The 24302-nt window shown below is 69.9% G+C and carries 22 protein-coding genes; 11 read left to right on the forward strand and 11 right to left on the reverse strand.

What is annotated here, in order from left to right:
- Positions 1-46: 46 nt before the first annotated feature.
- Positions 47-1552: a glycosyltransferase family 39 protein gene (locus GGQ63_RS10655; RefSeq protein WP_183855578.1), complete on the reverse strand. Its 1506-nt coding sequence runs from the start codon at positions 1550-1552 to the stop codon at positions 47-49.
- Positions 1549-2355: a phosphatase PAP2 family protein gene (locus GGQ63_RS10660; protein WP_183855580.1), complete on the reverse strand. Its 807-nt coding sequence runs from the start codon at positions 2353-2355 to the stop codon at positions 1549-1551. Before GGQ63_RS10660 ends, GGQ63_RS10655 begins: the two co-directional genes overlap by 4 nt.
- A gap of 204 nt (positions 2356-2559) precedes the next feature.
- Between GGQ63_RS10660 and GGQ63_RS10665 the strand changes: the two genes are divergently transcribed.
- The 3 genes from GGQ63_RS10665 to GGQ63_RS10675 all read left to right on the forward strand — a co-directional run bounded on the left by GGQ63_RS10665 (position 2560) and on the right by GGQ63_RS10675 (position 6612).
- The gene (locus GGQ63_RS10665) at positions 2560-3201 is read left to right on the forward strand and encodes a LysE family translocator (RefSeq protein ID WP_183855582.1); all 642 of its coding nucleotides are present in this window, start codon (positions 2560-2562) and stop codon (positions 3199-3201) included.
- Between the two features lie 2 nt (positions 3202-3203).
- Positions 3204-4109, forward strand: coding sequence for a DMT family transporter (locus tag GGQ63_RS10670; protein ID WP_183855584.1), 906 nt, complete (start codon positions 3204-3206; stop codon positions 4107-4109).
- Positions 4110-4194: 85 nt separating this feature from the next.
- Complete coding sequence (locus GGQ63_RS10675) at positions 4195-6612, forward strand: sensor domain-containing protein (RefSeq protein WP_183855586.1); 2418 nt, start codon at positions 4195-4197, stop codon at positions 6610-6612.
- A 1-nt stretch (position 6613) separates the two neighbouring features.
- Here GGQ63_RS10675 and GGQ63_RS10680 read toward each other — a convergent pair whose 3' ends face one another.
- The 4 genes from GGQ63_RS10680 to GGQ63_RS10695 are packed head-to-tail and all read right to left on the reverse strand — an operon-like array spanning position 6614 to position 9684.
- Positions 6614-7405, reverse strand: coding sequence for a heme ABC transporter ATP-binding protein (locus GGQ63_RS10680; RefSeq protein ID WP_183855588.1), 792 nt, complete (start codon positions 7403-7405; stop codon positions 6614-6616).
- 7 nt (positions 7406-7412) lie between these two features.
- Complete coding sequence (locus GGQ63_RS10685; RefSeq protein WP_183855590.1) at positions 7413-8492, reverse strand: FecCD family ABC transporter permease; 1080 nt, start codon at positions 8490-8492, stop codon at positions 7413-7415.
- Positions 8489-9478, reverse strand: coding sequence for a heme/hemin ABC transporter substrate-binding protein (locus GGQ63_RS10690; RefSeq protein ID WP_183855592.1), 990 nt, complete (start codon positions 9476-9478; stop codon positions 8489-8491). Before GGQ63_RS10690 ends, GGQ63_RS10685 begins: the two co-directional genes overlap by 4 nt.
- Entirely contained in the window at positions 9475-9684 is a 210-nt protein-coding gene (locus tag GGQ63_RS10695) for a hemin uptake protein HemP (protein WP_183855594.1), read from the reverse strand. Before GGQ63_RS10695 ends, GGQ63_RS10690 begins: the two co-directional genes overlap by 4 nt.
- A gap of 203 nt (positions 9685-9887) precedes the next feature.
- Between GGQ63_RS10695 and GGQ63_RS10700 the strand changes: the two genes are divergently transcribed.
- From GGQ63_RS10700 to GGQ63_RS10715, 4 genes are all read left to right on the forward strand, one after another.
- On the forward strand, positions 9888-12032 hold the full coding sequence (locus tag GGQ63_RS10700; protein WP_183855596.1) for a TonB-dependent hemoglobin/transferrin/lactoferrin family receptor: 2145 nt from the start codon (positions 9888-9890) through the stop codon (positions 12030-12032).
- Between the two features lie 131 nt (positions 12033-12163).
- Positions 12164-12475: a heme-degrading protein HmuQ gene (gene hmuQ, locus GGQ63_RS10705; protein WP_183855598.1), complete on the forward strand. Its 312-nt coding sequence runs from the start codon at positions 12164-12166 to the stop codon at positions 12473-12475.
- Between the two features lie 96 nt (positions 12476-12571).
- On the forward strand, positions 12572-13597 hold the full coding sequence (locus tag GGQ63_RS10710; protein ID WP_183855600.1) for a zinc-binding dehydrogenase: 1026 nt from the start codon (positions 12572-12574) through the stop codon (positions 13595-13597).
- A gap of 28 nt (positions 13598-13625) precedes the next feature.
- Entirely contained in the window at positions 13626-14681 is a 1056-nt protein-coding gene (locus GGQ63_RS10715) for a lipid A biosynthesis lauroyl acyltransferase (RefSeq protein WP_183855602.1), read from the forward strand.
- Here the strand turns inward: GGQ63_RS10715 and GGQ63_RS10720 are convergent, their stop codons facing one another.
- A complete protein-coding gene (locus tag GGQ63_RS10720) occupies positions 14682-15134 on the reverse strand; it encodes a MarR family winged helix-turn-helix transcriptional regulator (RefSeq protein WP_246429727.1) in 453 nt (150 codons plus the stop codon). It abuts the gene before it with no gap.
- Positions 15135-15314: 180 nt separating this feature from the next.
- Between GGQ63_RS10720 and typA the strand changes: the two genes are divergently transcribed.
- The 3 genes from typA to ppa all read left to right on the forward strand — a co-directional run bounded on the left by typA (position 15315) and on the right by ppa (position 18407).
- On the forward strand, positions 15315-17138 hold the full coding sequence (gene typA, locus GGQ63_RS10725) for a translational GTPase TypA (RefSeq protein ID WP_183855604.1): 1824 nt from the start codon (positions 15315-15317) through the stop codon (positions 17136-17138).
- A gap of 129 nt (positions 17139-17267) precedes the next feature.
- A complete protein-coding gene (locus tag GGQ63_RS10730) occupies positions 17268-17783 on the forward strand; it encodes a GNAT family N-acetyltransferase (protein ID WP_183855606.1) in 516 nt (171 codons plus the stop codon).
- Positions 17784-17870: 87 nt separating this feature from the next.
- Positions 17871-18407, forward strand: a complete 537-nt coding sequence (ppa, locus tag GGQ63_RS10735) for an inorganic diphosphatase (RefSeq protein WP_183855608.1) — start codon at positions 17871-17873, stop codon at positions 18405-18407.
- A gap of 9 nt (positions 18408-18416) precedes the next feature.
- Here the strand turns inward: ppa and GGQ63_RS10740 are convergent, their stop codons facing one another.
- A complete protein-coding gene (locus GGQ63_RS10740) occupies positions 18417-18734 on the reverse strand; it encodes a DUF167 family protein (protein ID WP_183855610.1) in 318 nt (105 codons plus the stop codon).
- Complete coding sequence (locus GGQ63_RS10745; protein WP_183855612.1) at positions 18731-19021, reverse strand: YggT family protein; 291 nt, start codon at positions 19019-19021, stop codon at positions 18731-18733. Before GGQ63_RS10745 ends, GGQ63_RS10740 begins: the two co-directional genes overlap by 4 nt.
- Positions 19022-19193: 172 nt before the next feature.
- Between GGQ63_RS10745 and GGQ63_RS10750 the strand changes: the two genes are divergently transcribed.
- Complete coding sequence (locus tag GGQ63_RS10750; RefSeq protein WP_183855614.1) at positions 19194-20069, forward strand: YihY/virulence factor BrkB family protein; 876 nt, start codon at positions 19194-19196, stop codon at positions 20067-20069.
- Here GGQ63_RS10750 and GGQ63_RS10755 read toward each other — a convergent pair.
- Together GGQ63_RS10755 and GGQ63_RS10760 are read right to left on the reverse strand one after the other, a co-directional pair.
- A complete protein-coding gene (locus tag GGQ63_RS10755) occupies positions 20048-23269 on the reverse strand; it encodes an efflux RND transporter permease subunit (RefSeq protein WP_183855616.1) in 3222 nt (1073 codons plus the stop codon). The genes GGQ63_RS10750 and GGQ63_RS10755 overlap by 22 nt on opposite strands.
- Positions 23266-24279, reverse strand: a complete 1014-nt coding sequence (locus GGQ63_RS10760) for an efflux RND transporter periplasmic adaptor subunit (protein ID WP_183855618.1) — start codon at positions 24277-24279, stop codon at positions 23266-23268. The genes GGQ63_RS10755 and GGQ63_RS10760 overlap by 4 nt, the downstream gene beginning before the upstream one ends.
- Positions 24280-24302: the final 23 nt, after the last annotated feature.

A 24302-nucleotide genomic window follows, 5' to 3' on the forward strand; every position in this document is an offset into this window, starting at 1 on the left:
AAGCTGGCGCGGCTTATAGACCGCGGCCGGGCCGCGGACAATCGCCCTAGCAGCCGGGAAGCGGCATCAGGACACCGCCGCGCGGCGCCTCGAGGAGATAAGGCAGGTGCACGCGCTCCGTGGTCGGCCCGGTCGCCACCACGATCGGCGCGAGCGGCGTTACCCGCAGATAGGCGGCGGCGAGATCGGCCTCCCGTTCGCAGGCCGAGATGAAGAGCAGGCGTTCCGGCGCCGGCCGGTCGAGCAGGCTTCGGGTGAGTTCGAAATGCTGGCTCGGCCGCTCGCCGCCGGGCCAGGCGAGGACGGAAAGCGTCGCGTCGCGCAGATAATAGGTCAGCTCCGCCTGATCGGTGCGGTTCGCCGCCACGACCGTGTCGACGCCGTGCTCCGCGGCGAGCGCGGCGGTGCGGCGGGCGAGTTCCGGCCAGCCGAGCACCGGCCGGTAGATGTCGCCCCGGGCGAGGAAGGGCAGCGTCACCCGTGGTGCGGCGGCGTCCGCGGCGAAGAGCACGCCCTGCGCGACGAGGCCGAAGAGGAGGCTCGCCGCGACGAGGCGCGGACGCTCGCGCCGCAGCAACGCGGCGGCGAGGATGACGGTCGCGACGAGCGCGGTGGCGCCCCAGTTGGCGTGCGCCCGCACGGCGAAGGCGACGAGGCAGACGGCGGCGAGGATCGGTAGCGAAAAGGCGAGCATCACCCGGTCGCTCGGCTCCGGCGTCCGCCGGACGGCGCGGACCGCCGCGACGAGGAGCGCGGCGAAGACGAAGGGGCCGATGATGCCGAACTGTGCGGCGAGGAAGCCGGCGATGTCGGAGGGGTCGAAATCGAAACCGCCACCGCGGATGTTGTCGCCGGTGTGGCGGAAGGTGGCGAAGCCGTTGTCGAGGTTCCACAGGAGGTTCGGCGCGACGATCGCTAGGCCGATCACGACCGAGAAGACGAAACGGCGGCTCGTCACGACGCCCCGGCTCGCCGGATCGAGGACCGCGGCGACCAGCGCGCAGCCGAGGAAATAGACCATCGCATATTTGGCGAGCAGCCCGAAGCCGAGCGCGAGGCCGAGCAGCAGCGGATCGCCCCGGCTGCCGCCGGCCCGCAGCCGGCCGAAGGCGAAGAGCGCGGTCGCGAAGCAGAAGAGGAGCGGCACGTCGGTCGAGATGATGCGGGCGGAGAAGGCGACGCCGGGCGCGAGCGCATAGAGGAGCGCGGCGGTGATGCCGGTGCGATCGTCGTAGAAGCTGCGCCCCGCGAGTCCGATCATCAGCGCGGTCGCGGCATGCAGGATCGGCGAGGGCAGCCGGACGCAGGCCTCGCCGGCGCCGCAGAGCGGACCGGTGAGCGCGATCAGCCAGCCGATCAGCGGCGGCTTCGAATAATAGCCGAAGGCGAGCGCGCGCGACCAATCCCAATACTGCGCCTCGTCCATCACGAGGTCGGTCCGCGCCGAGAGGAGCCCGGCGACGCGCAGGCCCGCGAGCACGACGAGCGCGGCGACGAGAGCGAGCCATGCCCTGCGCACTGCCGCGCCGGAGGGCGCGCCGGCCGCCGTCACGCCCGCTCGTCCGCGGCCTCGCCCCGCCACCAGGCGGCGAGGCGGGCGCGGCCGCGCGCGATGGCGAGCCCGAGCGCGGCGTCGGCGCGCCGGCTCCAGCGCCGGGCCCGCGGATCGACGATCAGCACGCGATAGAGGGCGAGGATGACGATCAGCGTCACGCACCAGGCGATCAGCACGTCGGAGAGATAATGGCCGCCGAAGGCGACGCGGTTGAGCGACAGGGCGGCGACGAGCGGCAGCAGAAGCGCGAAGGCGATGCCGCGCGCCGGCCGCGGCAGGAGGAGCACGAAGACGACGAGCCACATCGCGGACGAGCCCTCGCCCGAGATGAAGGAGCAGTTGCGCTGGCAGAGCCCGTCGAAATTCCAGGCCGGAATGAACTCCATCTTCCCGCCGAAGAGATCGGTGGCGATCGGCCGCGGCCGGCCGGAAAAGCTCTTGAAGAGGCCGTTGACGATCAGCCCGGTGCCGAGCGCGAGCGTGCCGAGCACGAAGGCGACGACGTGCGGCGGCACGGGCGACGGACGGCGGGGAAAGCGCAGCTTGGACAGGAAGGAGGCGACGATGACCACGGCGGCGAGCATCAGCAGGTCGTCGTTGAGGTCCCGCAGGTCCCGCAGGAACGTCATCCGGCTGGCCGGGAAGCCCTCTCCGGCAACGTAGAACAGCCGTGTCGCGGCGATGTCGAGGCCGGGGAAGAGGATGAAGACGAGGGACACCAGAACGAGGGCGATGGTCGTCCGGGTGATCGGTCCGGAACGCCGCAGGAAGCCGCCCGGATCCGGAGGCAGGGCGCGCAACACGGCGCCGAACCGGCCTTCCGACCCGGCGTGTCTCCCGTCTCGACCGCTCACATCCACCAAAACGAGCTCCCTCGCCGCCTCTTGCGACGGCGATGATAACCCATGCGGACGACGCTTTCCCAGCGCGCCCCGTTGCCGCGCGGCGGCCTCTCGCTTTCGCCGCGGCTTGCGCTATGGTCGCGCGCCGCAGGAGCGCTCGCCATGCTCGATTTCATTCCCTCCTCTCCCATCCTCGCCGCCTATCTCGTCGCGGTCGTCGTGCTGACGCTGACGCCGGGGCCGGACATGACGATGTTCGTCGGCAAGGCCGTCAGCCAGTCGCGCGCCGCCGGCTTCGCCGCCTTCGCCGGCGCCTCGACCGGGCTCGTCGTCCACACCGTGCTGGTGGCGGTCGGCCTCTCCGCGCTCCTCGCCGCCTCCGCGACCGCCTTCCTCGTCCTGAAGATCGTCGGCGCCGCCTATCTCGTCTATCTCGCCGTCCAGTCGCTCAGGCACGGTTCGGCGCTCTCGGTCGGGGGCGCCGGCAAGGCGGAGACGATCGGCGCGGTCTATCTGAAGGGCCTCGGCGTCAACCTCCTCAATCCGAAGATCATCGTCTTCTTCGTGACCTTCCTGCCGCAATTCGTCGACGCGAACGATCCCCACGCCGCCGGCAAGCTGATCTTCCTCGGTCTCACCTTCGTCGTTGTGGCGACGCCGATCTCGGCCGTGCTGATCTGGTTCGCCGGGTCGATCGCCGCCTGGCTGAAGCGCTCGCCGCGGGCGACACGCGCCGTGGACTACGTCTTCGCCGGCGTGATGGGCGCCTTTGCGGTGCGGCTGATCCTCGCCCAGGCGAAGTGACGATGGCGGGATCGAGACGTTCGGCGACGCTCATCGGCGGCGTCGCCATCCTGCTCTGGTCGACGCTCGCGCTCGTCACCACGATGAGCCGGTCGATCCCGGTGTTCGAGGCGCTCGCCATCACCTTCGCGATCGGCGCGGTCACGGTATCGGTCGGCTTCCTCTTCACAGAGGGGCCCGGCGGCATCCGGGCCGGGCTCAAGGCCTGGCCGGCGCGGGCCTGGGCGCTCTCGATCCTCGGCATCTTCCTCTATCACGCGCTCTATTTCGTCAGCTTCCGGCTCGCGCCCGTCGGCACGGTGACGGTGATCAACTATCTCTGGCCGCTGCTGATCGTCATCCTCGCCGGGGTGATCCCCGGCGGCACGACGCGGCTCGGCTGGCCGCAGCTCGCCGGCGGCCTCGTCGGCTTCGGCGCGACGGTGATGCTGGTCGGCGGCAGCGTCACAATGGAGACGAGCGGCGCGGCGCTCGCCGGCTATCTCTGCGCTTTCGCCTGCGCCTTCCTGTGGAGCTTCTACTCGGTCCTCAACAACCGGATCGGCGCGCCCGGCAGCGTGCCGATGATCGGCGTCTGCGCCGCGGTCGCGCTGCTCGGTGCGGTCGGCCATGTCGTCGCCGGCGAGGCCTTCGTCGTGCCGGACGCGACGACCGCCATCGCCCTCGCCGTGCTCGGCGCCGGGCCCGTGGGGGCGGCCTTCGTCGCCTGGGACCACGCGACCAAGAAAGGCGATGTCGGCCTTCTCGGCGCGCTCTCCTATGCGACGCCGCCGCTCTCGATGATCCTGCTCGTCGCGGCCGGGGCTGCGCCGGCGAGCTGGGCGCTGGCGCTCGCCACCCTCCTCGTCGTCGCCGGCGCCGCGCTCGCCGCCCTGCCGTCGCGGCCGGCGCGGCGCCCGGCCTCCTGATCCGGGGACTTTTCGGCCGCACGGGGATTGAGGGCCGCGGCGATCTGTGGTTCCACAAGGTGATCGCCGGCTTCGAAAGGCCGCCATGCCCCGGACCGAGGTTCCGATCGTCCCCGCCGTGCTGCCGACCATTACGGATCTGCCCCTGTCGCTCCTGGGCCGGCCGATCTTCGTCTACGATCTCGACCGGCGCGTTTTCGCGTCCGCCAATCCGGCGGCGCTGCGGCTGTTCGGCCTCGCGGCGGCGGATACGGGCGATGTCGGGCGGCTGATGGACGATTCGATCGCGACGCGGATCGTGCTCTCCGACTATCGCGACCGGCTCTCCGTATCGGGCGGCACGATCGACGACCGCTGGACCTTCTTTCCGCCCGTCCGCAGCATGACGCTCGACTGCCGCCTCAGTGCGGTCGTGCTCGAGGACGGCCGCATCGGCCTGATGTTCGAGGCGGCCGAGATCGAGGCGGGCGACCGCGAAGACCGCCGCGCCGTCGAGGTACTGCACCACATCCGCACCATGGTCTGGCTCTACGACTGCGGCGGCGCTGCGGTGTTCCGCAATCCGGCCGCGATGGCCGCCTTCGGCGGGGCGCAGCACCGCTTCGTCGACCGCTTCGTCGATCGCGCCGAGGGCGCGGCGCTCTGGCAGGCCTCTCTCGCCGGCGCGACCTCGGGCGGCATCTATCGCGTCGCGACGCTCAATGGCGCTCGCTGGCACGGGCTCGACGTCAGTCCCATCCGGGATCCGGTGACCGGCGATCTTCATGTGCTCGTCAACGAGCGCGACGTCACGCGGATCAAGACGATCGAGCAGAAGCTGCGCGATCGCGAGCGCCAGCTGATCACGGCCCAGGAGATCGGCGGGCTCGGCGACTGGCGCTACGATCCGCAGCGGCGGGTGTTCGAAATCTCGACTTCGCTCGCCGCGATCTATGAGCTCGATCATCTGACCGTCCATGCGGACGAGGTGAACGGGCTTCTGCCGGAGGATGAACGTGGGGCGGTACGGGCGCAGTTTCTCGCGGCCTTTCAGACGGGCGAAGTCTATGATCTGCGCCATCGCATCGTCACCCGCTCCGGCATGGTGCGTCACGTGGCGGTGCGGGGCGCGGTCTTCACCGATGAGGCGACCGGCGAGCGGGAGATGATCGGCATCCTGCGCGACGTGTCGGACGAGGTGCGGGCGCGCGAGCGGATCGAGCATCTGGCGCTGCACGACACCGTGACCGGCCTCGCCAACCGGGCGCAGTTCGTCGATCGGCTCGGCCGGGCGATGGGCGGGGCGGAGTCCTGCGGCGCGCTGATCCTGGTCGATCTCGACGGATTCAAGGACATCAACGACACGCGCGGCCATGCCGCCGGCGACGCCGTCCTGAAGGAGATCGGTGTCCGGCTGATGCGCCTCGCGCGGGCCGGCGATGTGGTGGCGCGGCTCGGCGGCGACGAATTCGCACTGATTCTCCCCGATCTCGTCGAGCGGACCTCGCTCGAGCGCCGGACACGGGAACTGCTCGACGCCCTCTCTGCGCCGATCCTCGTCGAGGGCGCCTTCGTCTCGGTCGGCGCCTCGATCGGCGTGTCGCGCTGGCCCGAGGACGGGCAGGATCCGGAAAGCCTGCAGCGCAATGCCGATCTCGCCCTCTATTCGGCGAAGGGCGAGGGCGGCGAGGTGGCGCATTTCTTCTCGCGCGCCATGCGGCTCGCCGTCGAGGAGCGGCGGCGCCTGCTCGACGATCTGCGCCACGCGATCGAGCGGCGCCAGCTCGACGTCTATTTCCAGCCGCTCGTCGAGCTGGAGAAGCGGCGGGTCGCCGGATTCGAGGCGCTGGTGCGCTGGGAGCACCCGAACTGGGGCGTCATCCCGCCGGACAGCTTCGTACCGATCGCCGAAAGCTCCGGGCTGATGCAGCCGCTCGGCGCGCAGGTCTTGCACACGGCGCTCGGCCAGATCCGGCAATGGCTCGACGAGGGGCTGGAGCCCGGCACGGTTGCGGTCAATCTCGGTGCCGACCAGCTGCGCGGCGAAGATCTCGTCGGCCTCATCGCCGACACGCTCGCGGCGTTCGACCTGCCCGCCTGGCGGCTGGAGATCGAGGTGACCGAGACGGTGACGCTCGGCCGCCGTGCCGCCGAGGTGGTGGCGCTGCTCGAGCGGCTGCACGATCTCGGCGTGCGCATCGTGCTCGACGATTTCGGCACCGGCCACGCCTCGCTCACCCATCTGAAGCGGCTGCCGGTCGACCGGCTGAAGATCGACCGCTCCTTCGTCGCCGATATCGAGCGCGATGCGTCCAACGCGGCGATCGTCAAGGCGGTGCTGGGCCTCGGCCGGAGCCTGTCGGTGAGCGTGGTGGCGGAAGGCGTCGAGACGCCGGCGCAGGTGCGGTTCCTGCGCCAGCACGGCTGTGACGTGGTCCAGGGCTATCTGTTCGGCAAGCCGATGCCGCGCGAGGAGGCCGGCGAATGGCTGCGTTCGATGCGCTTCGCCGCCATCGCCGGCTGAGCTAGCGGCCGATCGTCTGCGGCAGCACGAAGGCCGTGCCGGCCGGCGGCGGCGCGCCGACCCGGATGCGGACGCCGAACACCCGTGCCATCATCTCGTCGGTGATCACCGCGGCGGGCGGTCCGTCGGCGGCGATCGTGCCGCGATGGACGACGACGAGCCGGTCGGCATAGAGCGCGGCGAGGTTGAGATCGTGCAGCACGGCGATCACGCCGCCGCCGGCGGCCGCGAAGTCGCGCGCGACGTCGAGAGTGGAGAGCTGGTGCCGCAGGTCGAGGCTCGAGGTCGGCTCGTCGAGCAGCAGCCAGCGCGGCCGGCCGTCGACGACGGGTTCGCGGACCTGCGCGAGCACCCGGGCGAGATGGACGCGCTGTTGCTCGCCGCCCGAGAGCTCCTGGAAGAACCGGCCGCCGAAGCCCGCGAGGTCGACGCGTGCCAGCGCCTCGGCGACGAGCGCGCGTTCCTCGCTTCCGCCGAGCCGGCCCCCCGCCCGCAGACCGAGTCGCACCACCTCGTAGACCGTGAAGGGGAAGGCGAGCGCGGACGATTGCGGCAGCACGGCGCGGCGTGCGGCGAGCTCGGCCGCCCGCATCGCCGCGATCGGCGTGCCGTCGAGTCGCACGGCGCCGGAAGCGGGCGCGAGATCGCCGCAGATCGCTTTCAGGAGCGTCGACTTGCCGGCGCCGTTGGGGCCGACCACGACGGTGACCTCGCCCGGCGCGGCCGCCGTCGTGACACGGTCGAGAAGCGTGCGGCCGCGGATCCGGATGGTGAGCGATTGGACCTCGATCATGACGGCCTCAGAGATCGACGAGGCCGCGACGGCGCAGCAGCAGCCAGAGGAAGAAGGGCGCGCCGAGCACGGCGGTGAGGATGCCGATCGGCAGTTCCGCCGGCGCGACGAGGATGCGGCAGAGCATGTCGGCGGTGACGAGCAGCGCGCCCCCGAGCAGCGCGGAGGCGGGCAGGAGCAGCCGGTGCTCCGGCCCGATCGACAGGCGCAGGAGGTGCGGCACGACGATGCCGACGAAGCCGATCACCCCGGCGAAGGCGACCGAGGTGCCGACGGCGAGCGCGACGAGCACGATGATGATCCGCTTCATGCGATCGACCTCGATGCCGAGATGGCGCGCCTCGGCCTCGCCGAGGACGAGCATGTCGAGGGCGCGGCCGATCAGCGGCGCGGCGACGAACACGCCGGCGCACAGCACGGCGGCGATGACCGCCTTCGTCCAGGTCGCGCCGCCGAGCCCGCCGAGCGACCAGAAGGTGAATTCCCGCAATTGCAGGTCGTCGGAACGGAAGATCAGATAGGCGGTCACGGCCCCGGCGAGCGCGCCGAGCGCAATGCCGGCGAGCAGCATGGTGGCGACCGAGGTGCGGCCCTGCCGCGTGGCGATCAGATAGAGGAGCACGGTGGTGACGAGGCCGCCGGTGAAGGCTGCGGCAGGCAGCAGCCCGATGCCGAGCGCGCCGAGCACGGGAAGCGTGACGCCGCCGCCGAGCGTGATCGCCGCGACCGCGCCGAGGGCCGCGCCGGACGAGACGCCGACAATGCCCGGATCGGCGAGCGGATTGCGGAAGAGTCCCTGCATCATCGCCCCGGCGATGCCGAGCGCGCCGCCGACGACGAGGCCGAGCAGAGTGCGCGGCATGCGGATGTCGAACAGCACGACATGGCCGAGGCGGGCTTCGGCGGGATCGCGCCCGGCGAGGAGATCGCCGGTCAGGCGCACCACCTCGGTCGCATCGACGCCGGCCGGCCCGATCGCGAGCGAGGCGAGGGCGACGGCGGCGACGAGGATGGTGAGCGCGACGACGGCGGTCCGGCCGCGCTCGCGGCGATCGCCCTCCGCCGGGGTGGCGAGCGCCATCGTCATCGGCCGGCCGCCAGGGTGGGCAGGGCGAGATCGGGATAGAGCCGGTGCGCGAGGTCGCGTGCGGCGGCTGCAGCGCGCGGTCCGAAATTGAGCAGGGCGGCGTCCATGACGATCAGGGCCTGCGACCGGGCCGCCGGCGTCGCGGCGAAGGCGGGTGCGGCGAAGATCTCCTCGGCCTTCGGCGCATCCTCGGCGCCGCGGGTCATCATCAGGACGACGTCCGGCGCCGCCGCCGCGATCGCCTCTTCGGCCGCCGGACGATAGCCGGCGATCTCATGCAGCGGGTTGACCCCGCCGGCGAGGCCGATCATCGCGTCGGCCGCGGTGCCGCTGCCGGCGGCGAGCGGCTTGCCGCCCTGGAAGGAGAGGAGGAAGACGACCCGCTTGCGGCTTTCCGGGGGAAGCTTCGCGATCGCGGCTTCGACCGCCTCGAAATCCGCCTCGACGCTGCCGGCGAGCGCGGCGCCCTTCTCCTCGAGGCCGAGCGCGGCGGCGATCAGCCGGATCTTCGCCGCAGCCCCCGCCGGGGTCTCGCCCTTCGGCACGAAGACGATCGGCACGGCGGCCGATTTCAGGATGTCGAGCGTCGCCTCCGGACCGGCGCCTTCGGCGGCGAGGATGAGATCGGGTGCGACCGAGAGCACGCCCTCGGCGGAAAGTGCGCGCATATAGCCCACATCGGGCTTCTCGAACACGGCCGGCGGATAGACGCTCGTCTGGTCGCGCGCCACCACCCGGTCGGCGGCACCGAGCGCATAGACCGTCTCGGTGACGTCGCCGCCGATCGTCACGATGCGGCGCGCATCGCCCACCGTCACGCTGCGTCCGGATGCGTCGACGATCGTCCGCTCCGCGGCGACGACGTCGACGAGCGAGACGAGCGTCATCGCGACGGCGACGAGGGCGCCGAGGAGAATCTGGCCGCGTCGTCCAAGGAAAGCGGGCGGCGGGCGCAGCGTCGGGCGCGGCAGCGGGGCGGCGTTCATAGCGCGGGATCTCCCGTTCGTCCAAAGGCGGGCACCGGCCCGGCCGGCGCCTTGGTCAGGATCAGCTTGCCGGCGCGCGTCACGCGCAGGCGGTATTCGGCGGGGCCGTGGTGGATGGCGAGCTCGCGCTCGCCGGCGAGCAGCGCCTCGCTGGTGACGCTGCGCAGCGGGGCGCCGTCGCCCTTCGATCGGTCCGGCTCGGCCATCTCGGCGTCAGTCTCGACTCGTTCTAAACTTGCGAACCATTCGCAACAATTTTGTTGACTTCACTACTCACCTTTTCATAGTGACGCAAGTGCGGCGCCTTCGTGCCGCCCCGTCGCGGCGGCGTGACGGGTCAATGCCGAGCCAGCCGAACCGCGCGAGCGCCGACGGCGAGCCAGGCCACAGCAATTCCTTGGGGGTTGGCATGAGGGTCTCGGGCTCGGGACGGCACTTCAACGCGCTGATGGCGGGCACCGCGGTCCTGCTGGCGCTGGGCACGCAGGCTTTCGCGCAGACCGCGCCCGCTTCCGAAGAGGCGGCGGCACAGGACGGCATCATCGTCAGGGGCAACAAGGTCAAGGCGACGCTCGACACGATCACCGTCACCGCCTCGAAGGGCGAAGAGGCGGCGATCGACCAGCTCGCCGGCGTCTCGATCGTCTCGGCGGAGGAACTGGAGCGCATCCAGGCCGGCCTGCCGAGCGAGATCTTCCGCGCCGTTCCCGGTGTGATGACGGCGCCGCTCGGCAATGATCCGGGCACGATCATGAACATTCGCGGCTTGCAGGATTTCGGCCGCGTCGCGGTGACGGTCGACGGTGCGCGGCAGAATTTCTCGCGCAACAGCCATGCCGGCAATGGCACCTTCTATCTGGAGCCGGAGATCCTGAAGAGCGCGACGGTGATCCGCGGCCCGGTGGCGAACGCCTATGGCTCCGGCGCGATCGGCGGCGTCATCTCCTTCGAGACCATCGATCCGGTCGACTTCCTCGAGCCGGGCGAGACCTGGGCGCTGTCGGAGAAGTTCGGCATCGACTTCAACAGCGAGGGCTATGTCACCTCGACCACCGGCGCGCTGCAGGTGAACGACCAGCTCGGCGTGCTCGGCAATTTCGTCTACCGCAACGACGGCGACTACACGACCGGCAATGGCGTCGTGCTCGGCGATACCGCACAGGAGCTCGAGAACGGCCTCCTCAAGGCGGTGATCAACCCCGCCGAATTCCACGAGATCGAGCTGAGCGGCATCCTCTTCAACGACGATTACGACGCGAGCCGCTCGGCGGGCCTCTCTTCGGCGACGACCGAAGCGGTCGAAACGCAGAACCAGGCCGCGACCGCGCGCTGGACCTACTCCAATCCCGACGATCGTCTGTTCGACTTCCAGGGCACCGCCTACTGGAACGACACCGATACGAGCATGGTGAAGACCGGTCCGACCAACAGCGGCAGCACCGGCAATATCGGCGACCGGCGCGAGTTCGAGGTCGAGACCTACGGCTTCGACCTGCACAACGCCTCGCGGGTCGCGGCGCTCGGCTTTGAAAACACCTTCACCTATGGCGGCGATTATTTCCACGACGACGCCGACAGCTGGTCGGACCTCACCACCTCGTCGCCGCCGAAGTCGACGGCGAGCGCGACCGGCTCCGGCGTGCGCGAAGCCTATGGCGCCTTCCTCGAATGGAAGGGCGAGCGCGGCGACTGGCTCGAACTGATCGCCGCCGCGCGGTATGACGGCTTCAACCTCGAGGGCGAGGATGCGAGCGGCGATCCGGTCAGCCTCGATGGCGGCCGTCTGTCGCCGCGCGCCACGATCGGCGTGACGCCGCTCACCGGCTTCCAGCTCTACGGCACCTATGCCGAGGGCTATCGCGCGCCCTCGATCACCGAGACCTTCGTCGGCGGCTCGCACCAGAACGACTTCTCCTGGATCCCCAACCCCGATCTCGATCCGGAGATCGCCCGCACCTTCGAGATCGGCACCAATCTCAAGTATGACGGGGTGTTCTCGGAGGTCGACCAGCTGCGCGCCAAGGTCGCCGTCTTCCACACCGAGGTCGACGACTATATCGACATCGTCTCGCTCGGCGGCGGCATCAGCCAGTATCAGAACATCGACGGGGCGACGATCGAGGGCATCGAGGCGGAGCTCAACTACGACTTCGGCGCCGGCTTCCTCGGCCTCGCCGGCGCGCTGATCGACGCGGAGAACGACGACGGCGGCCATCTCAACAATGCGCCGCAGAACAAGTTCAGCGCGACCGTCGGCATGCGCGCCTTCGAGGAGCGGCTGACCTACGGCATGCAGTGGATCTCGATCGGCGAGGGCTGGCACAACGCCGTCGAGACCGAAGTGCCCGCCTACAATCTCGTCAACGTGTTCGCCAACTTCCAGGTGAGCAAGAACGTGCGGGTCGACTTCGCGATCGAGAACCTGCTCGACGAGGATTACACCAACGCGCAGAGCGGCTATTTCGGCCTGTCGCCGAGCTATCAGCCGGTGCTCGTCGAGGACGGCAAGGGCCAGACCATCAAGCTCGCGATCACCTCGCGCATCGGCGGCTGATCTTCGCTTGCGACGACGCCGGGCGGGTGGTGTGGTGACGCCCACCCGGCGCGGAGGAGGGGAACCGGTCGCGCCCGGCCCCTCCTCCTCTCGTTTTCGCTCACGCCCACACCAGCCATGACGGACCGACCATGACCTTCATCGCCATGAACCGCTTCCAGGTCGCCCGGGGCCACGAGGCCGCCTTCGAGGAGATCTGGAAGACCCGCGACCGCCATCTCGACAGCGTGCCCGGCTTCGTCGAGTTCCGCCTGCTGAAGGGGCCGGAGAGCGAAGAGGCGACGCTCTACTCTTCGCACACCGTCTGGCGCTCGAAAGACGACTTCCTCGCCTGGACGAAGTCGGACGCCTTCCGCAAGGCGCATGCCGGTGCCGGCGCGGCGAAGCCCGTCTATCTCGGACCGCCGGTGTTCGAGGGCTTCGAGGTGGTGGAAGGCGCCTGATCCCTCCCGCGACGGGCCGTTTCGCCGCATCCGACTGGCGCGCGCCGCGCCGAGCGGCTAAAGGAAGCGCCAAACGCCCGACACGATCAGGACTCCATGCGCGCTCTGAGACTGCAAGCCGACCGAAAGCTCGCTCTCGTCGAGATCCCCGACGCGCCCGAGCCGGGCGAAGGCGAAGTCCGTGTCCGCATGGGCGCCGTGGCGCTCAACCACATCGATGTGTGGGGCTGGCGCGGCATGGCGTTTGCCAAGCGCACGCTGCCGCTCACCGTCGGCGCCGAGGCGGCCGGAACGGTCGAGAGCGTCGGTCCCGGCGTCACCGATCTCACCCCGGGCCAGGTGGTGGCGATCTACGGTGCCGAGACGTGCGGCCACTGCCCGGCCTGCCGCGCCGGCCGCGACAATCTCTGCGAGAACGTCGCCGGCGTGCGCGGCTTCCATATCGACGGGCTGGCGAGCGAACTCGTCACGGTGAAGGCGCGCCATGCGGTGCCGGCGCCGGCCGGCGTGTCGGTGCGCGACGCCTCGCTCGCGCCGATCACCTTCGGCACGCCCGAGCACATGCTGTTCGACAACGCGAAGCTCGAGGCGGGCCAGACCGTTCTGGTCCAGGCCGGAGGCTCGGGCGTCGGCACCTCGGCGATCCAGCTTGCGAAGAGCGTCGGGGCGACGGTGATCACCACGGTCGGCAGTGCCGAGAAGGCCGAGAAGGCGAAGGCGCTCGGCGCCGACCATGTCATCAACTACCGCGAGGAGCGCTTCGAGGGTGTCGTCCGCAAGCTGACGAAGAAGCGTGGTGTCGACGTGGTGTTCGAGCACGTCGGCGTCGATACCTGGGCCGGCAGCCTGTTCTCGCTGCGCCGGGGCGGCACGCTCGTCACCTGCGGCTCGACCACCGGCATCGTCGCCGAGATCAACCTGTTCCAGCTCTACCAGCAGCAATTGCGGCTGATCGGCAGCTTCGGTTGCCGGATCGCCAATCTCGCCACCTCGCTCGGCAAGCTCGGCGACGGCACGGTGAAGCCGGTGATCGACGCCGAGATTCCGATCGAGTCGATCGACGAGGCGCTGCAGCGGATCGAGCGGCGCGACGTGTTCGGCAAGATCGTCGTGACGCTCTGAAGGCGATGGCGCGGGTCGGTCATCCGGCATGAAGGTCGGCAAATACTTCCGCAAGGCGACCCGGCGGCTGACGCGCTCGCGTGGCGTCCAGTTCGCGGTGGCGAGCGGCGTGCGCGGCGCGATGGGGATGGTGCGCTCGCTCGGTCCCGACCGCGCCCCCGACTCCCTCGGCCGCCTCGCCAGCGCGATCGGCCGCTTCCTGCCGGAGGAGCGGGTCGCCCGCAAGAACATCGCCGCGGCCTTTCCGGAGAAGAGCGAGGCCGAGCGCGAGCGCATCCTGCGCGGTGCCTGGGCGAGTTTCGGACGGCTCGCGGCCGAATACGTCCATCTCGAGAGCCTGGTCGCCGACATCGACCCGGAACGCCCGACCGGCGGCCGGATCGAGGTGGCGGGGGTCGAGCATTTTCTCGCCCTGCGCGACGACGGTCGCCCGGGCATCATCTTTTCGGCCCATCTCGGCTGCTGGGAGATGCTGCCCGTGGTGGCGGCGCGCTACGGCCTGCCGCTCCTGTCGCTCTACCGCGCCCCCGTCAATGCGGTGCTCGCCAAGGATCTGGCACGGCGGCGCGAGGCGCTGATGGGGCGGCTCGTCGATTCGAGCCGCGGCGCCACCTTCGAGATCGGCGCGGCGCTCGAGCGCGGCGACCATCTCGGCCTCCTGACCGACCAGTTCCATCACAGCGGCCATGTCGTGACGCTGTTCGGCCGGCAGACCCGGGCGAACCCGCTCGTCGGACGGCTGGCGCGGCAATATGAGTGCCCGGTGCACGGCGCCCGCTCGATCCGCCTGCCGGACGGCCGCTACCGGCTCGAACTGACGCCCGCCTTCGACCTGCCGCGCGACGCGGAAGGGCGGATCGATGCGGAAGGCACCACCGCCCTCGTCATGAGCGTGGTCGAGGGCTGGGTGCGCGAGCACCCGGAGCAATGGCTCTGGCAGCACGACCGCTGGAAGCGGAACGGCAAGCCCCTGCCCGACGCGCTCGCCGCGCGGGGTCCGGCGGTGTCCACGGCGTCGGAGCCGTGCGGCTCCGGGACCGCGCCCCACGATGACGATCCGGAAACGGCGCAGGAGCGCCGCTGATCAGGCCGGCTCTTCGGCGGGCGCGTTGAGATTGGCCTGGATGCCGAGCAGCGCCTGGCGCAGCGCCGCCACCGCATCGGCATCGAGATTGCGCAAGCCTTCCTCTTCGAGCACCTTGCCGACGGCGCGGATCCGCCGCACCAGCGGTGCGGCCGCGGCGGTCGGCCGGATCAGCTTGGCGCGGCGGTCGGTCGGATCCGGCACGCGCTCGATCAGGCCCTGATTCTCGAGCCGGTCGAGGAAGCCGACGAGCGTCATCGGCTCGACGCAGAGTTCTTCGGCGAGCACCGCCTGGCGAAGGCCGGGCCGGCGGGCCGTAAAGGCGAGGGTACGTGCCTCGGCAACGGTCAGGCCCAGCCCAGACGCTTCCAGTCGACGCTCGTAGTGCCGGCGCATCTGCCGGGCTACGTCGACGATGACGAAGCCGATGGGATCCTCGGGTGTGGCCGTCAATGCGCTCTCCTCAGTTGATAAGGTTTCCTTACAATGACATCGGGCGACCCGAATTTCAACCCGGGCTTCCCGAGGGGTCTTCGATCCCGTCCAGCCAAGATCGTTTCGCGGCCGTCATTGCTTGTTCCGGCCGGATCACTATATTGCGCCGCAAAATCGCTTCCCCGGATCATCGATATCATGAAACTTCGAAATCTCGCCATTATTGCGCATGTCGACCACGGAAAAACCACGCTGGTCGACAAGCTGCTGCAGCAGTCCGGGGCGTTCCGGGAGAACCAGCGCGTCGCCGAACGCGTGATGGACTCGAACGATCTCGAAAAAGAGCGCGGAATCACCATTCTGGCGAAGGCGACCTCGGTGGTCTGGAAGGACACCCGGATCAACATCGTCGACACGCCCGGCCATGCCGATTTCGGCGGCGAGGTGGAGCGCATCCTCAACATGGTCGACGGCGCGATCGTGCTCGTCGATGCCGCCGAAGGGCCGATGCCGCAGACGAAGTTCGTCGTCGGCAAGGCGCTGAAGGTCGGCCTGAAGCCGATCGTCGCGATCAACAAGGTCGACCGGCCCGACGCCCGTATCGAGGAAGTGGTGAACGAGGTGTTCGATCTCTTCGCCGCGCTCGACGCGACCGACGAGCAGCTCGATTTCCCGATCCTCTACGGCTCCGGCCGCAATGGCTGGATGTCGCGTGCCGCCGACGGCAGCCAGGACCAGGGCATGGCGCCGCTCTTCGATCTGGTGCTCGAGCACGTTCCCGAGCCGACCGTCGAGGACGGTCCTTTCCGCATGATCGGCACGCTCCTCGAGGCGAACCCCTATCTCGGCCGCATGCTCACCGGGCGCATCGTCTCCGGCTCGGTCAAGCCGAATCAGGCGGTGAAGGTGCTCGGCGGCGACGGCAGCCTCGTCGAGCAGTTCCGCGTCTCGAAGATCCTCGCCTTCCGCGGCATCGAGCGGCAGCCGATCGAGGAGGGCGTCGCCGGCGACATCATCGCCCTCGCGGGCATGACGAAGGGCACGGTGGCCGACACCTTCTGCGACCCCGCCGTCACCGAGCCGATCAAGGCGCAGCCGATCGATCCGCCGACGGTCACGATGTCCTTCATCGTCAATGACAGCCCGCTCGCCGGCACGGAGGGGGACAAGGTGACGAGCCGCGTCATCCGCGACCGGCTGTTCAAGGAAGCCGAGGGCAATGTCGCGCTGAAGATCGAGGAGAGTTCCGAGAAGGACTCCTATTACGTCTCCGGCCGCGGCGAGCTGCAGCTCTCGGTGCTGATCGAGACGATGCGCCGCGAGGGTTTCGAGCTCGCCGTGTCGCGCCCGCGCGTCGTGATGCGCGACGATCCGGCGACCGGCGAGCGGCTCGAGCCGATCGAGGAAGTGCTGATCGACGTCGATGAGGAGCATTCCGGCGTCGTCGTGCAGAAGATGAGCGAGCGGAAGGGTGAGCTGGTCGAGCTGCGGCCGTCCGGCGGCAACCGCGTCCGCCTCGTCTTCTACGCCCCGACCCGTGGCCTGATCGGCTATCAGTCCGAGCTTCTGACCGATACGCGCGGCACCGCGGTGATGAACCGTCTGTTCCACGCCTATCAGCCCTATAAGGGCCCGATCACCGGCCGCATCAACGGCGTGCTGCTCTCGAACGAATCGGGCGAGGCGGTCGCCTACGCGCTCTTCAACCTCGAGGATCGCGGCCCGATGGTCATCGATCCGGGCGACAAGGTCTACGCCGGCATGATCGTCGGCATCCACACCCGCGACAACGACCTCGAAGTGAACGTCCTCAAGGGCAAGAAGCTCACCAACATCCGGGCCGCCGGCAAGGACGAGGCGGTGCGCCTGACCCCGCCGATCAAGATGACCCTTGAGCGGGCGCTCTCCTGGATCCAGGACGACGAACTGGTCGAGGTGACGCCGAAGTCGATCCGGCTGCGCAAGGCGATCCTCGATCCGAACGACCGCAAGCGGGCCGAGCGCTCGAAGCTCAGCGCGTAATGCCCGATCGATGGCCGGGCGCCCCCGGCCATCGCCCGGCGCGGCTCTTCGGCAACGCCCCGGTCACGGATGTGCGAAGCGGCAAGAAGCCTCTTCCGCACGTCCCGATCGCATCCTATCCTGCGCTTCATGAGCACGCTGTCGATCGAGGTGCGCAGGGCCGAGAAGGCGGATGCGGGGGCCATATCCGAGGTCCACGATACCGCCTGGCGTCATGCCTATGAGGGCATGATCCCGGCGCGCGAACTCGCCCGCATGATCGCCCGCCGCGGTGCGGCCTGGTGGGAGCGGGCGATCCGGCGCGGCACCGGCATGCTGGTGCTCGATGTCGGCGGCACGGTCGCCGGCTATGTCACCTTCGGACCCAATCGCGCCCGCAATCTCGTCCAGCGCGGCGAGGTCTACGAGCTCTATCTGCGGCCGGAATATCAGGGCGTCGGGCTCGGCACGCGGCTCTTCCTCGCCGCCCGGCGGGAGCTGCTGCGGCACGGCTTCGACAGCGCCGTCGTCTGGGCGCTCGCCGACAATGACGGCGCCTGCCGCTTCTATCGCAATGCCGGCGGCCGCCGCATCGCCCGCGGCAGCGAGCGCTTCGGCGACGTGACGCTCGCCAAGGTCGCCTTCGCCTTCGCCCGCAGCGGCTGAAACGGCGCGGCTTTTTGCGACGCAACAAGCGGCTTGAAGGCGGCGGGTCCGGGCTTTAGAGGAGGGCTCCGTCCAAGGAGTGCCCTCATGCGCATCGACGCCATCCCGATCGGCAAGAACCCGCCGCACGATCTCAACGTCATCATCGAGGTGCCGGTCGGCGGCGAGCCGATCAAATACGAGCTCGACAAGGAGGCCGGCGCGCTCTACGTCGACCGCTTCCTCTATACGCCGATGCGCTATCCGGGCAATTACGGCTTCGTCCCGCACACGCTGTGCGGCGACGGCGATCCGCTCGACGTGCTCGTCGCCAATCAGCGGGCGATCGTGCCGGGCGCGGTGATGAACTGCCGGCCGGTCGGCGTGCTGAAGATGCGGGACGAGGGCGGTGAGGACGAGAAGATCATCGCCGTGCCGTCGACCAAGCTCACCCGGCGCTACGAGCGGATCGCCTCCGTGCACGACCTGCCCGACATCACGCTGAAGCAGATCGAGCACTTCTTCAGCCATTACAAGGATCTCGAAAGCGGCAAGTGGGTCGAGATCATCGGCTGGGGCGACAAGGACGAGGCCGAGCGGCTGATCCTCGATGCGATCGAGCGGGCGAAGGCCGGGAAGGGCTGAGCCCGGCGGCTAACCGCCGGTTGCGCGGGTGAGGGCCGCGGCGAGCCGCGCCGCGTCGCCCTCGATGTGCACCTGCTTCTGCCGCGCCGTCGCGCCCGAGACCAGGCTGACGGCGCCGCGCGCCACGCCGGCCGTTTCGGCGAGGAGGGCGAGAAGAGCGGCGTTCGCCGCGCCCTTGTCCGGCGCCGCCCGCACCCGGGCGGCGAGCACCGGCCGCCCGTCGGACAGCGTCTGCACCCCGTCGACCGCGTCGCGGCCGCCCTTCGGCGTCAGCCGGACGGCGACCGTCAGGCCGGTCGCATCGACCCGCCAGGGCAGGCCGGTCACAGCACGTAGGGGTAGATGTAGTAGATGATCACCTGCTGCAGGAAGAAGATGCCGAGCAGCAGGATCAGCGGCGAGATGTCGATCGTGCCGAGGCTCGGCAGACGCTGCCGGATCGGCCGCAACAGCGGTTCCGTCGCCTGATAGAGGAACTGGCCGATCGCGGAGACGACCTGGTTGCGCGGATTGACCACGCCGAAGGCATAGAGCCAGGAGAAGATCGCGCTCCCGATGACGATCCACCAGTAGATGTTGAGGGCGAGCATGACGACGTCGAGCAGGGCGCGCATTGGTGCTCCGTGAGGCGGGCAGAGTCCTGATGTAGCGACGCGCTCCCTCGCGCGCAACGGCCGCCCGGACCTGTCCGGACGTCGCCCCGCACCGTTCTGCGTCGCAGTGACGCAGTCGCGACGCCGCCTCTTCGCGTTGGTCGCCATGTGGCGCGGCGAGGAGGCGGGGGCGATGTGGCAGGGTGTGAGGCGGGTGGCGACGGCGACGGTCGCCGGCTGGTGGCGGCACGAGGCGATGACGCTCGGCGCGGCGATCGCCTATTACGGCGCCTTCTCGCTCGCGCCGATCCTGCTCCTCGTCATCTCGACGGCCGGCCTCGTCTTCGGCGAGGAGGCGGCGCGCGGCGCCGTGGTGCGCGAGCTCTCCGACCTGATCGGCCGGCGCGAGGCCCAGATGCTCGAGGCGATGGTGGCGAGCGCGCGCAATGTCGGCTCGGGGGCGGTCGGGACGATCGTCGGCATCGTCCTGCTGCTCGTGCTCGCGACCGGCGTGCTCGCCCAGATCCAGAATGCGCTGCATGCGATCTGGGAGGCGCAGCCGCCGAAATCGCCCTTCTGGGCGACGCTGCGCAGCCGCCTGCTGAGCCTCGCGCTGATCGGCAGCATCGGCTTCCTGCTCCTCGTCTCGCTGGTCGTCGACGCCGGCATCGCGGCGGCCGGGACCTACGCCTTCCGGCTCTTCCCCGGTGCCGAGCTGGCGCTGATCGCCGCCAACTTCCTGCTCTCGCTGTTCTTCGCGAGCCTCCTCTTCGGCATGGTCTACTGGCTGCTGCCGGAGGTGAGGCTGCCGTTGCGCGACCTCGTGCCGGGTGCGGTGCTCGCCGGCGTCCTGTTCACCTTCGGCAAATCGTTGATCGGCCTCGCCGCCGGCCGCGGCGAGATCGCCTCGAGCTTCGGCGCCGCGGCCTCGATCCTCACCATTCTCGCCTGGATCTATTACGCCTCGCAGATCCTGCTGCTCGGCGCCGCCTTTGCGAAGGCGCTGCGGGACCGGCGCGTCGCCCTGGGTGGCACCGCGCCGCCGCCTCAGCCGCGCAGCGCCACATAGATCGCCGGGATGACGAGCACGGTGAGCGCCGTCGAGGAGGCGAGGCCGAACAGCAGCGAGATCGCGAGACCCTGGAAGATCGGATCGGCGAGGATCACCGCCGCGCCGATCATCGCGGCGAGCGCGGTCAGCAGGATCGGCTTGAAGCGGATCGCCCCCGCCTCGAGCAGCACTTCGACGAGCGGACGGTCTCCGCCCTGCGCGTGACGGATGAAGTCGGCGAGCAGGATGGAATTCCGCACGATGATGCCGGCGAGCGCGATGAAGCCGATCATCGAGGTGGCCGAGAAGGGTGCGCCGAACAGCCAGTGGCCGATCATGATGCCGATCAGGGTGAGCGGGATCGGCGTCAGGATGACGAGCGGCAGCTTGAACGAACCGAACTGGGCGACGACGAGGATGTAGATGGCGAGAATGGCGACGGCGAAGGCCGCCCCCATGTCACGGAAGGTCACCCAGGTCACCTCCCATTCGCCGTCCCACAGCAGGGTCGGGTGGCTCTCGTCATCCGGCTGGCCGTGCAGCGCGATCGTGGGCTTCGGCACGTCGCCCCAATCGGCTCTGTCGATCGCCTCCGACACCGCGAGCATGCCGTAGACCGGCGCCTCGAAGGCCCCCGCGAGCTCCGCCGTCACCATTTCGGCGGCGCGGCCGTTATGGCGGAAGATCGGATAGGAGGCGGGTTCGCGCGTCACATGGACGACGTCGCCGAGCTCGGCGACCCCCCGGCTGCCGGGCTGGGCATTGGCCGGAACCGGGGTGGCGAGCGCCCGCTCGTCGACGACGGCGTCGCTCTTGCCGAGCCCGATCGAGATCGGAATCGGCGGCCGGCCGCCGCCGCGGTGCGAATAGCCGACCGTCGTGCCGCCATAGAGCGCGGCGAGCGCGTCATAGACGTCGGACTGCTCGACACCGTGATATTCGAGATTGTCCTGGTCGATCGCGACGCGGACGCGCTCCGCCCGGTTGTGGAAGGAATCGTCGACGTCGACGATGAAGGGGATGCTCTCGAAGGTCTCGCGCAGCCTGGTTGCCACGGCACGGCGGGTCTCGGCATCCGGGCCGTAGACCTCGGCGAGCAGCGTTCCCATCACCGGCGGACCCGGCGGCGGCTCGACCACCTTGATCACCGTGCCGGCCGGCACGTCGACGCCGGCGAGGCGCTGGCGCAGATCGAGCGCGATCGCATGGCTCGTGCGCGCCCGCTCGCCCTTCGGCGACAGGGTGACGACGACGTCGCCCTGTTCGGGCCGGGCGCGCAGATAATAGTGCCGCACGAGGCCGTTGAAGTTGAACGGTGCGGCTGTGCCGGCATAGGTCCGGAAGGAGACCGCTTCCTCGACCGGGGCGAGCCGGCCGACGATCGCCTGCAGCGCCCGGTCGGTGTCCTCCACCGACCGGCCCTTCGGCAGATCGACGACGACCTGCAGCTCGGTCTTGTTGTCGAAGGGCAGCAGCTTCACCGTGACGTGCTTCGTATAGACGAGGCCCATCGAGGCGAGGGTGGCGAGCCCCACGAGGATCAGGAAGATCCAGGACCGCCTCCGCGAGGCGAGGATCGGCCGGGCGACAGCGACATAGGCGCGGCCGAGCCGGCCGCCGGCCGAATGATCGTTCGCCCCGCCATGGCCGGCCGCGCCGTGCCCCGACACCTTGCCCCCGAGCCGCAGCATCAGCCAGGGCGTCAGGACGACGGCGACGAAGAAGGAGAACAGCATCGCCGCCGAGGCATTGGCCGGGATCGGGCTCATATAGGGCCCCATCATGCCGGAGACGAAGAGCATCGGCAGCAGCGCGGCGACGACGGTGAGGGTCGCGACGATAGTCGGATTGCCGACCTCGGCGACCGCATCGACCGCTGCCGCGGCGCGCGACCGGCCGTCGCGCATCGCCCAGTGGCGGGCGATGTTCTCGATCACCACGATCGCGTCGTCGACCAGGATGCCGATCGAGAAGATCAGCGCGAAAAGGCTGACGCGGTTGAGCGTATAGCCCATCAGCCGGGCGGCGAAGAGGGTGAGGAGGATGGTCGTCGGAATGACGACGGCGACCACCACCGCCTCGCGCCAGCCGATCGCCAGCGCCACGAGCACGACGATCGAGACGGTGGCGAGGCCGAGATGGAAGAGCAGCTCGTTCGCCTTCTCGTTCGCGGTCTCGCCATAGTTGCGGCTGACCGTGAGCGCCACGTCGTCGGGCACGATGCCGCCGCGCACCGCCTCGAGCCGGGCGACGATCTCCTCGGCGATCGCCACCGCATTGGTGCCCGGCCGCTTGGCGACGGCGAGCGAGACGGCGGGCACGCGCACGACGCCGTCCGCGGTCTTCGCGATGGCGGAGACGCGGCTCTCGTTCGGCTCGGTCGCGAGCACCACCCGCGCGACGTCGCGGACATAGACGGGCCGGCCGTCGCGGGCGGTGACGAGGAGATTGCCGATCTCGGAAAGGGTCTGCAGCGTCTGGCCGGCGACCAGCGTCGGCTGGCCGCCCTCGATGCGGACGCGGCCGACCTCGAAGGAGCGGTTGGCGCCGGCGATCTTCGCCTGGAGCTGGGCGAGCGTGATGCCGTAGAGCGAGAGCTTCTCCGGATCGGGCTCGACGCGGATCTCTTCCGGCTGTTCGCCGACCAGATAGGTGAGGCCGATGTCGGGCAGCTTGGCGATCTCGACCTGCAGCTCGCGGGCGATCCGGGTCAGATCGTTGGCGGTGATGCGCGCGGCGGCGGCCGCGCCCGCCGGCGCGAGGTCGACGACGACGATCGCGACGTCGTCGATGCCGCGGCCGACGATCAGCGGTTCGGGAATGCCGACCGGGATGCGGTCGAGATTGGCGTTGACCTTCTCGTGCACGCGCAGCACCGCGGCGTCGGCGCTGGTGCCGACGAGGAAGCGTGCGGTGACGACGACGCCGTCGTCCTCGGTCTGCGAATAGACGTGCTCCACACCGTCTATGCTCTTGACGATCGTCTCGAGCGGTTCGGTGACGAGCTTTTCCGCGTCCTCGGCCTTGAGGCCGTTCGCCGCGACGTGGATGTCGACCATCGGCACGGAGATCTGCGGCTCCTCCTCGCGCGGCAGGGTGACGAGCGCGACGAGTCCGAGCGCGAGCGCCGTGACGAGGAAGAGCGGAGTGAGCGGCGAGCCGATGAAGGCGCGCGTCAAGGCGCCGGCGATGCCGAGCTTCGCGGGCGTCACGGTCACTTCGCTTCTCCCGGCAGGACGACCCGGTCGCCGTCGTGCAGCCCGGTCAGGATCTCGACCATGGTGCGGCCGTTCTCGACGCGGGTCTCCCCTGTGATGACGGCGATGTCGAGCGGGCCGTCGGCGGCCGTGAGGCGAACATAGTCGACGCCGTGTCGCAGCGTCACCGCCTCGGCCGGCACGGCGAGCGCGGTCCGCTCGCCGACCGGAATCCACACGAGGGTGCGCTCGTTGACGAAATAGTCGCCGATGCCGTCGACCTCGACGTCGGCGACGACGAGCCCGTCGGTGATCTCCGGATAGACCTTCGCGACGCGGCCTTCACGGGTCGTCTGCGGCCCGCTCTCCGGCGACAGGCCGCGCGCGCCGATCCGCACGACGTCGCCCTCCTCGATCTCCGCGGCGTGGCGCTCGGGCAGCGACAGGCGCAGGAAATAGCGGCCGCTGGCGATGCGGGCGATCTCCTCGCCGGCGAGCACGACGGAACCGAGCGTCACCGGCACGGTCAGCACCCGGCCGGTGGCCGGCGCGACGATCGCCCCTTCGCTCGCCTGCTGGACGATCACGGCGCGGTTCGCCTCGGCGGCCGTCACCTGATTGACGGCGACCTCGTATTGCGTGCGAGCCTGGTCGAGCTGGCTCTGCGGGCTGATGCCGCGGGCGACGAGCTGCTCGGCGCGGGCGAGATCGGTGCGGGCGTTGTCGCGCTGCGACTGCAGCTGTTTCAGCTGCGCTTCCGCGGCGTCGCGCTGCAGCGCCAGCTTGTCGTCGACCACCTCGGCGATCGTCTCGCCTTCCGTCACCTCGCGCCCCTCCGTCACCGAGATGGACCGGATCGTGCCGCCGATGCGGGCGCGGGCGGGCACGACGGTGCGGCTCTCGACGCGGCCGAACACCGCCTTGAACTCGGTGACCGGCCGCGCCTCGACGAGGAAATCGGCGGCCGCCGCGGGCGCCGCGAGGCCACCGAAGGCGCAGAGGAGAAAGGCGAGACGGATCGGTCGGGACATGGATCTGCCGGGGTTCTTGCGGG

The sequence above is a fragment of the Prosthecomicrobium pneumaticum genome, from assembly GCF_014199915.1.
Classification (GTDB): domain Bacteria; phylum Pseudomonadota; class Alphaproteobacteria; order Rhizobiales; family Kaistiaceae; genus Prosthecomicrobium; species Prosthecomicrobium pneumaticum.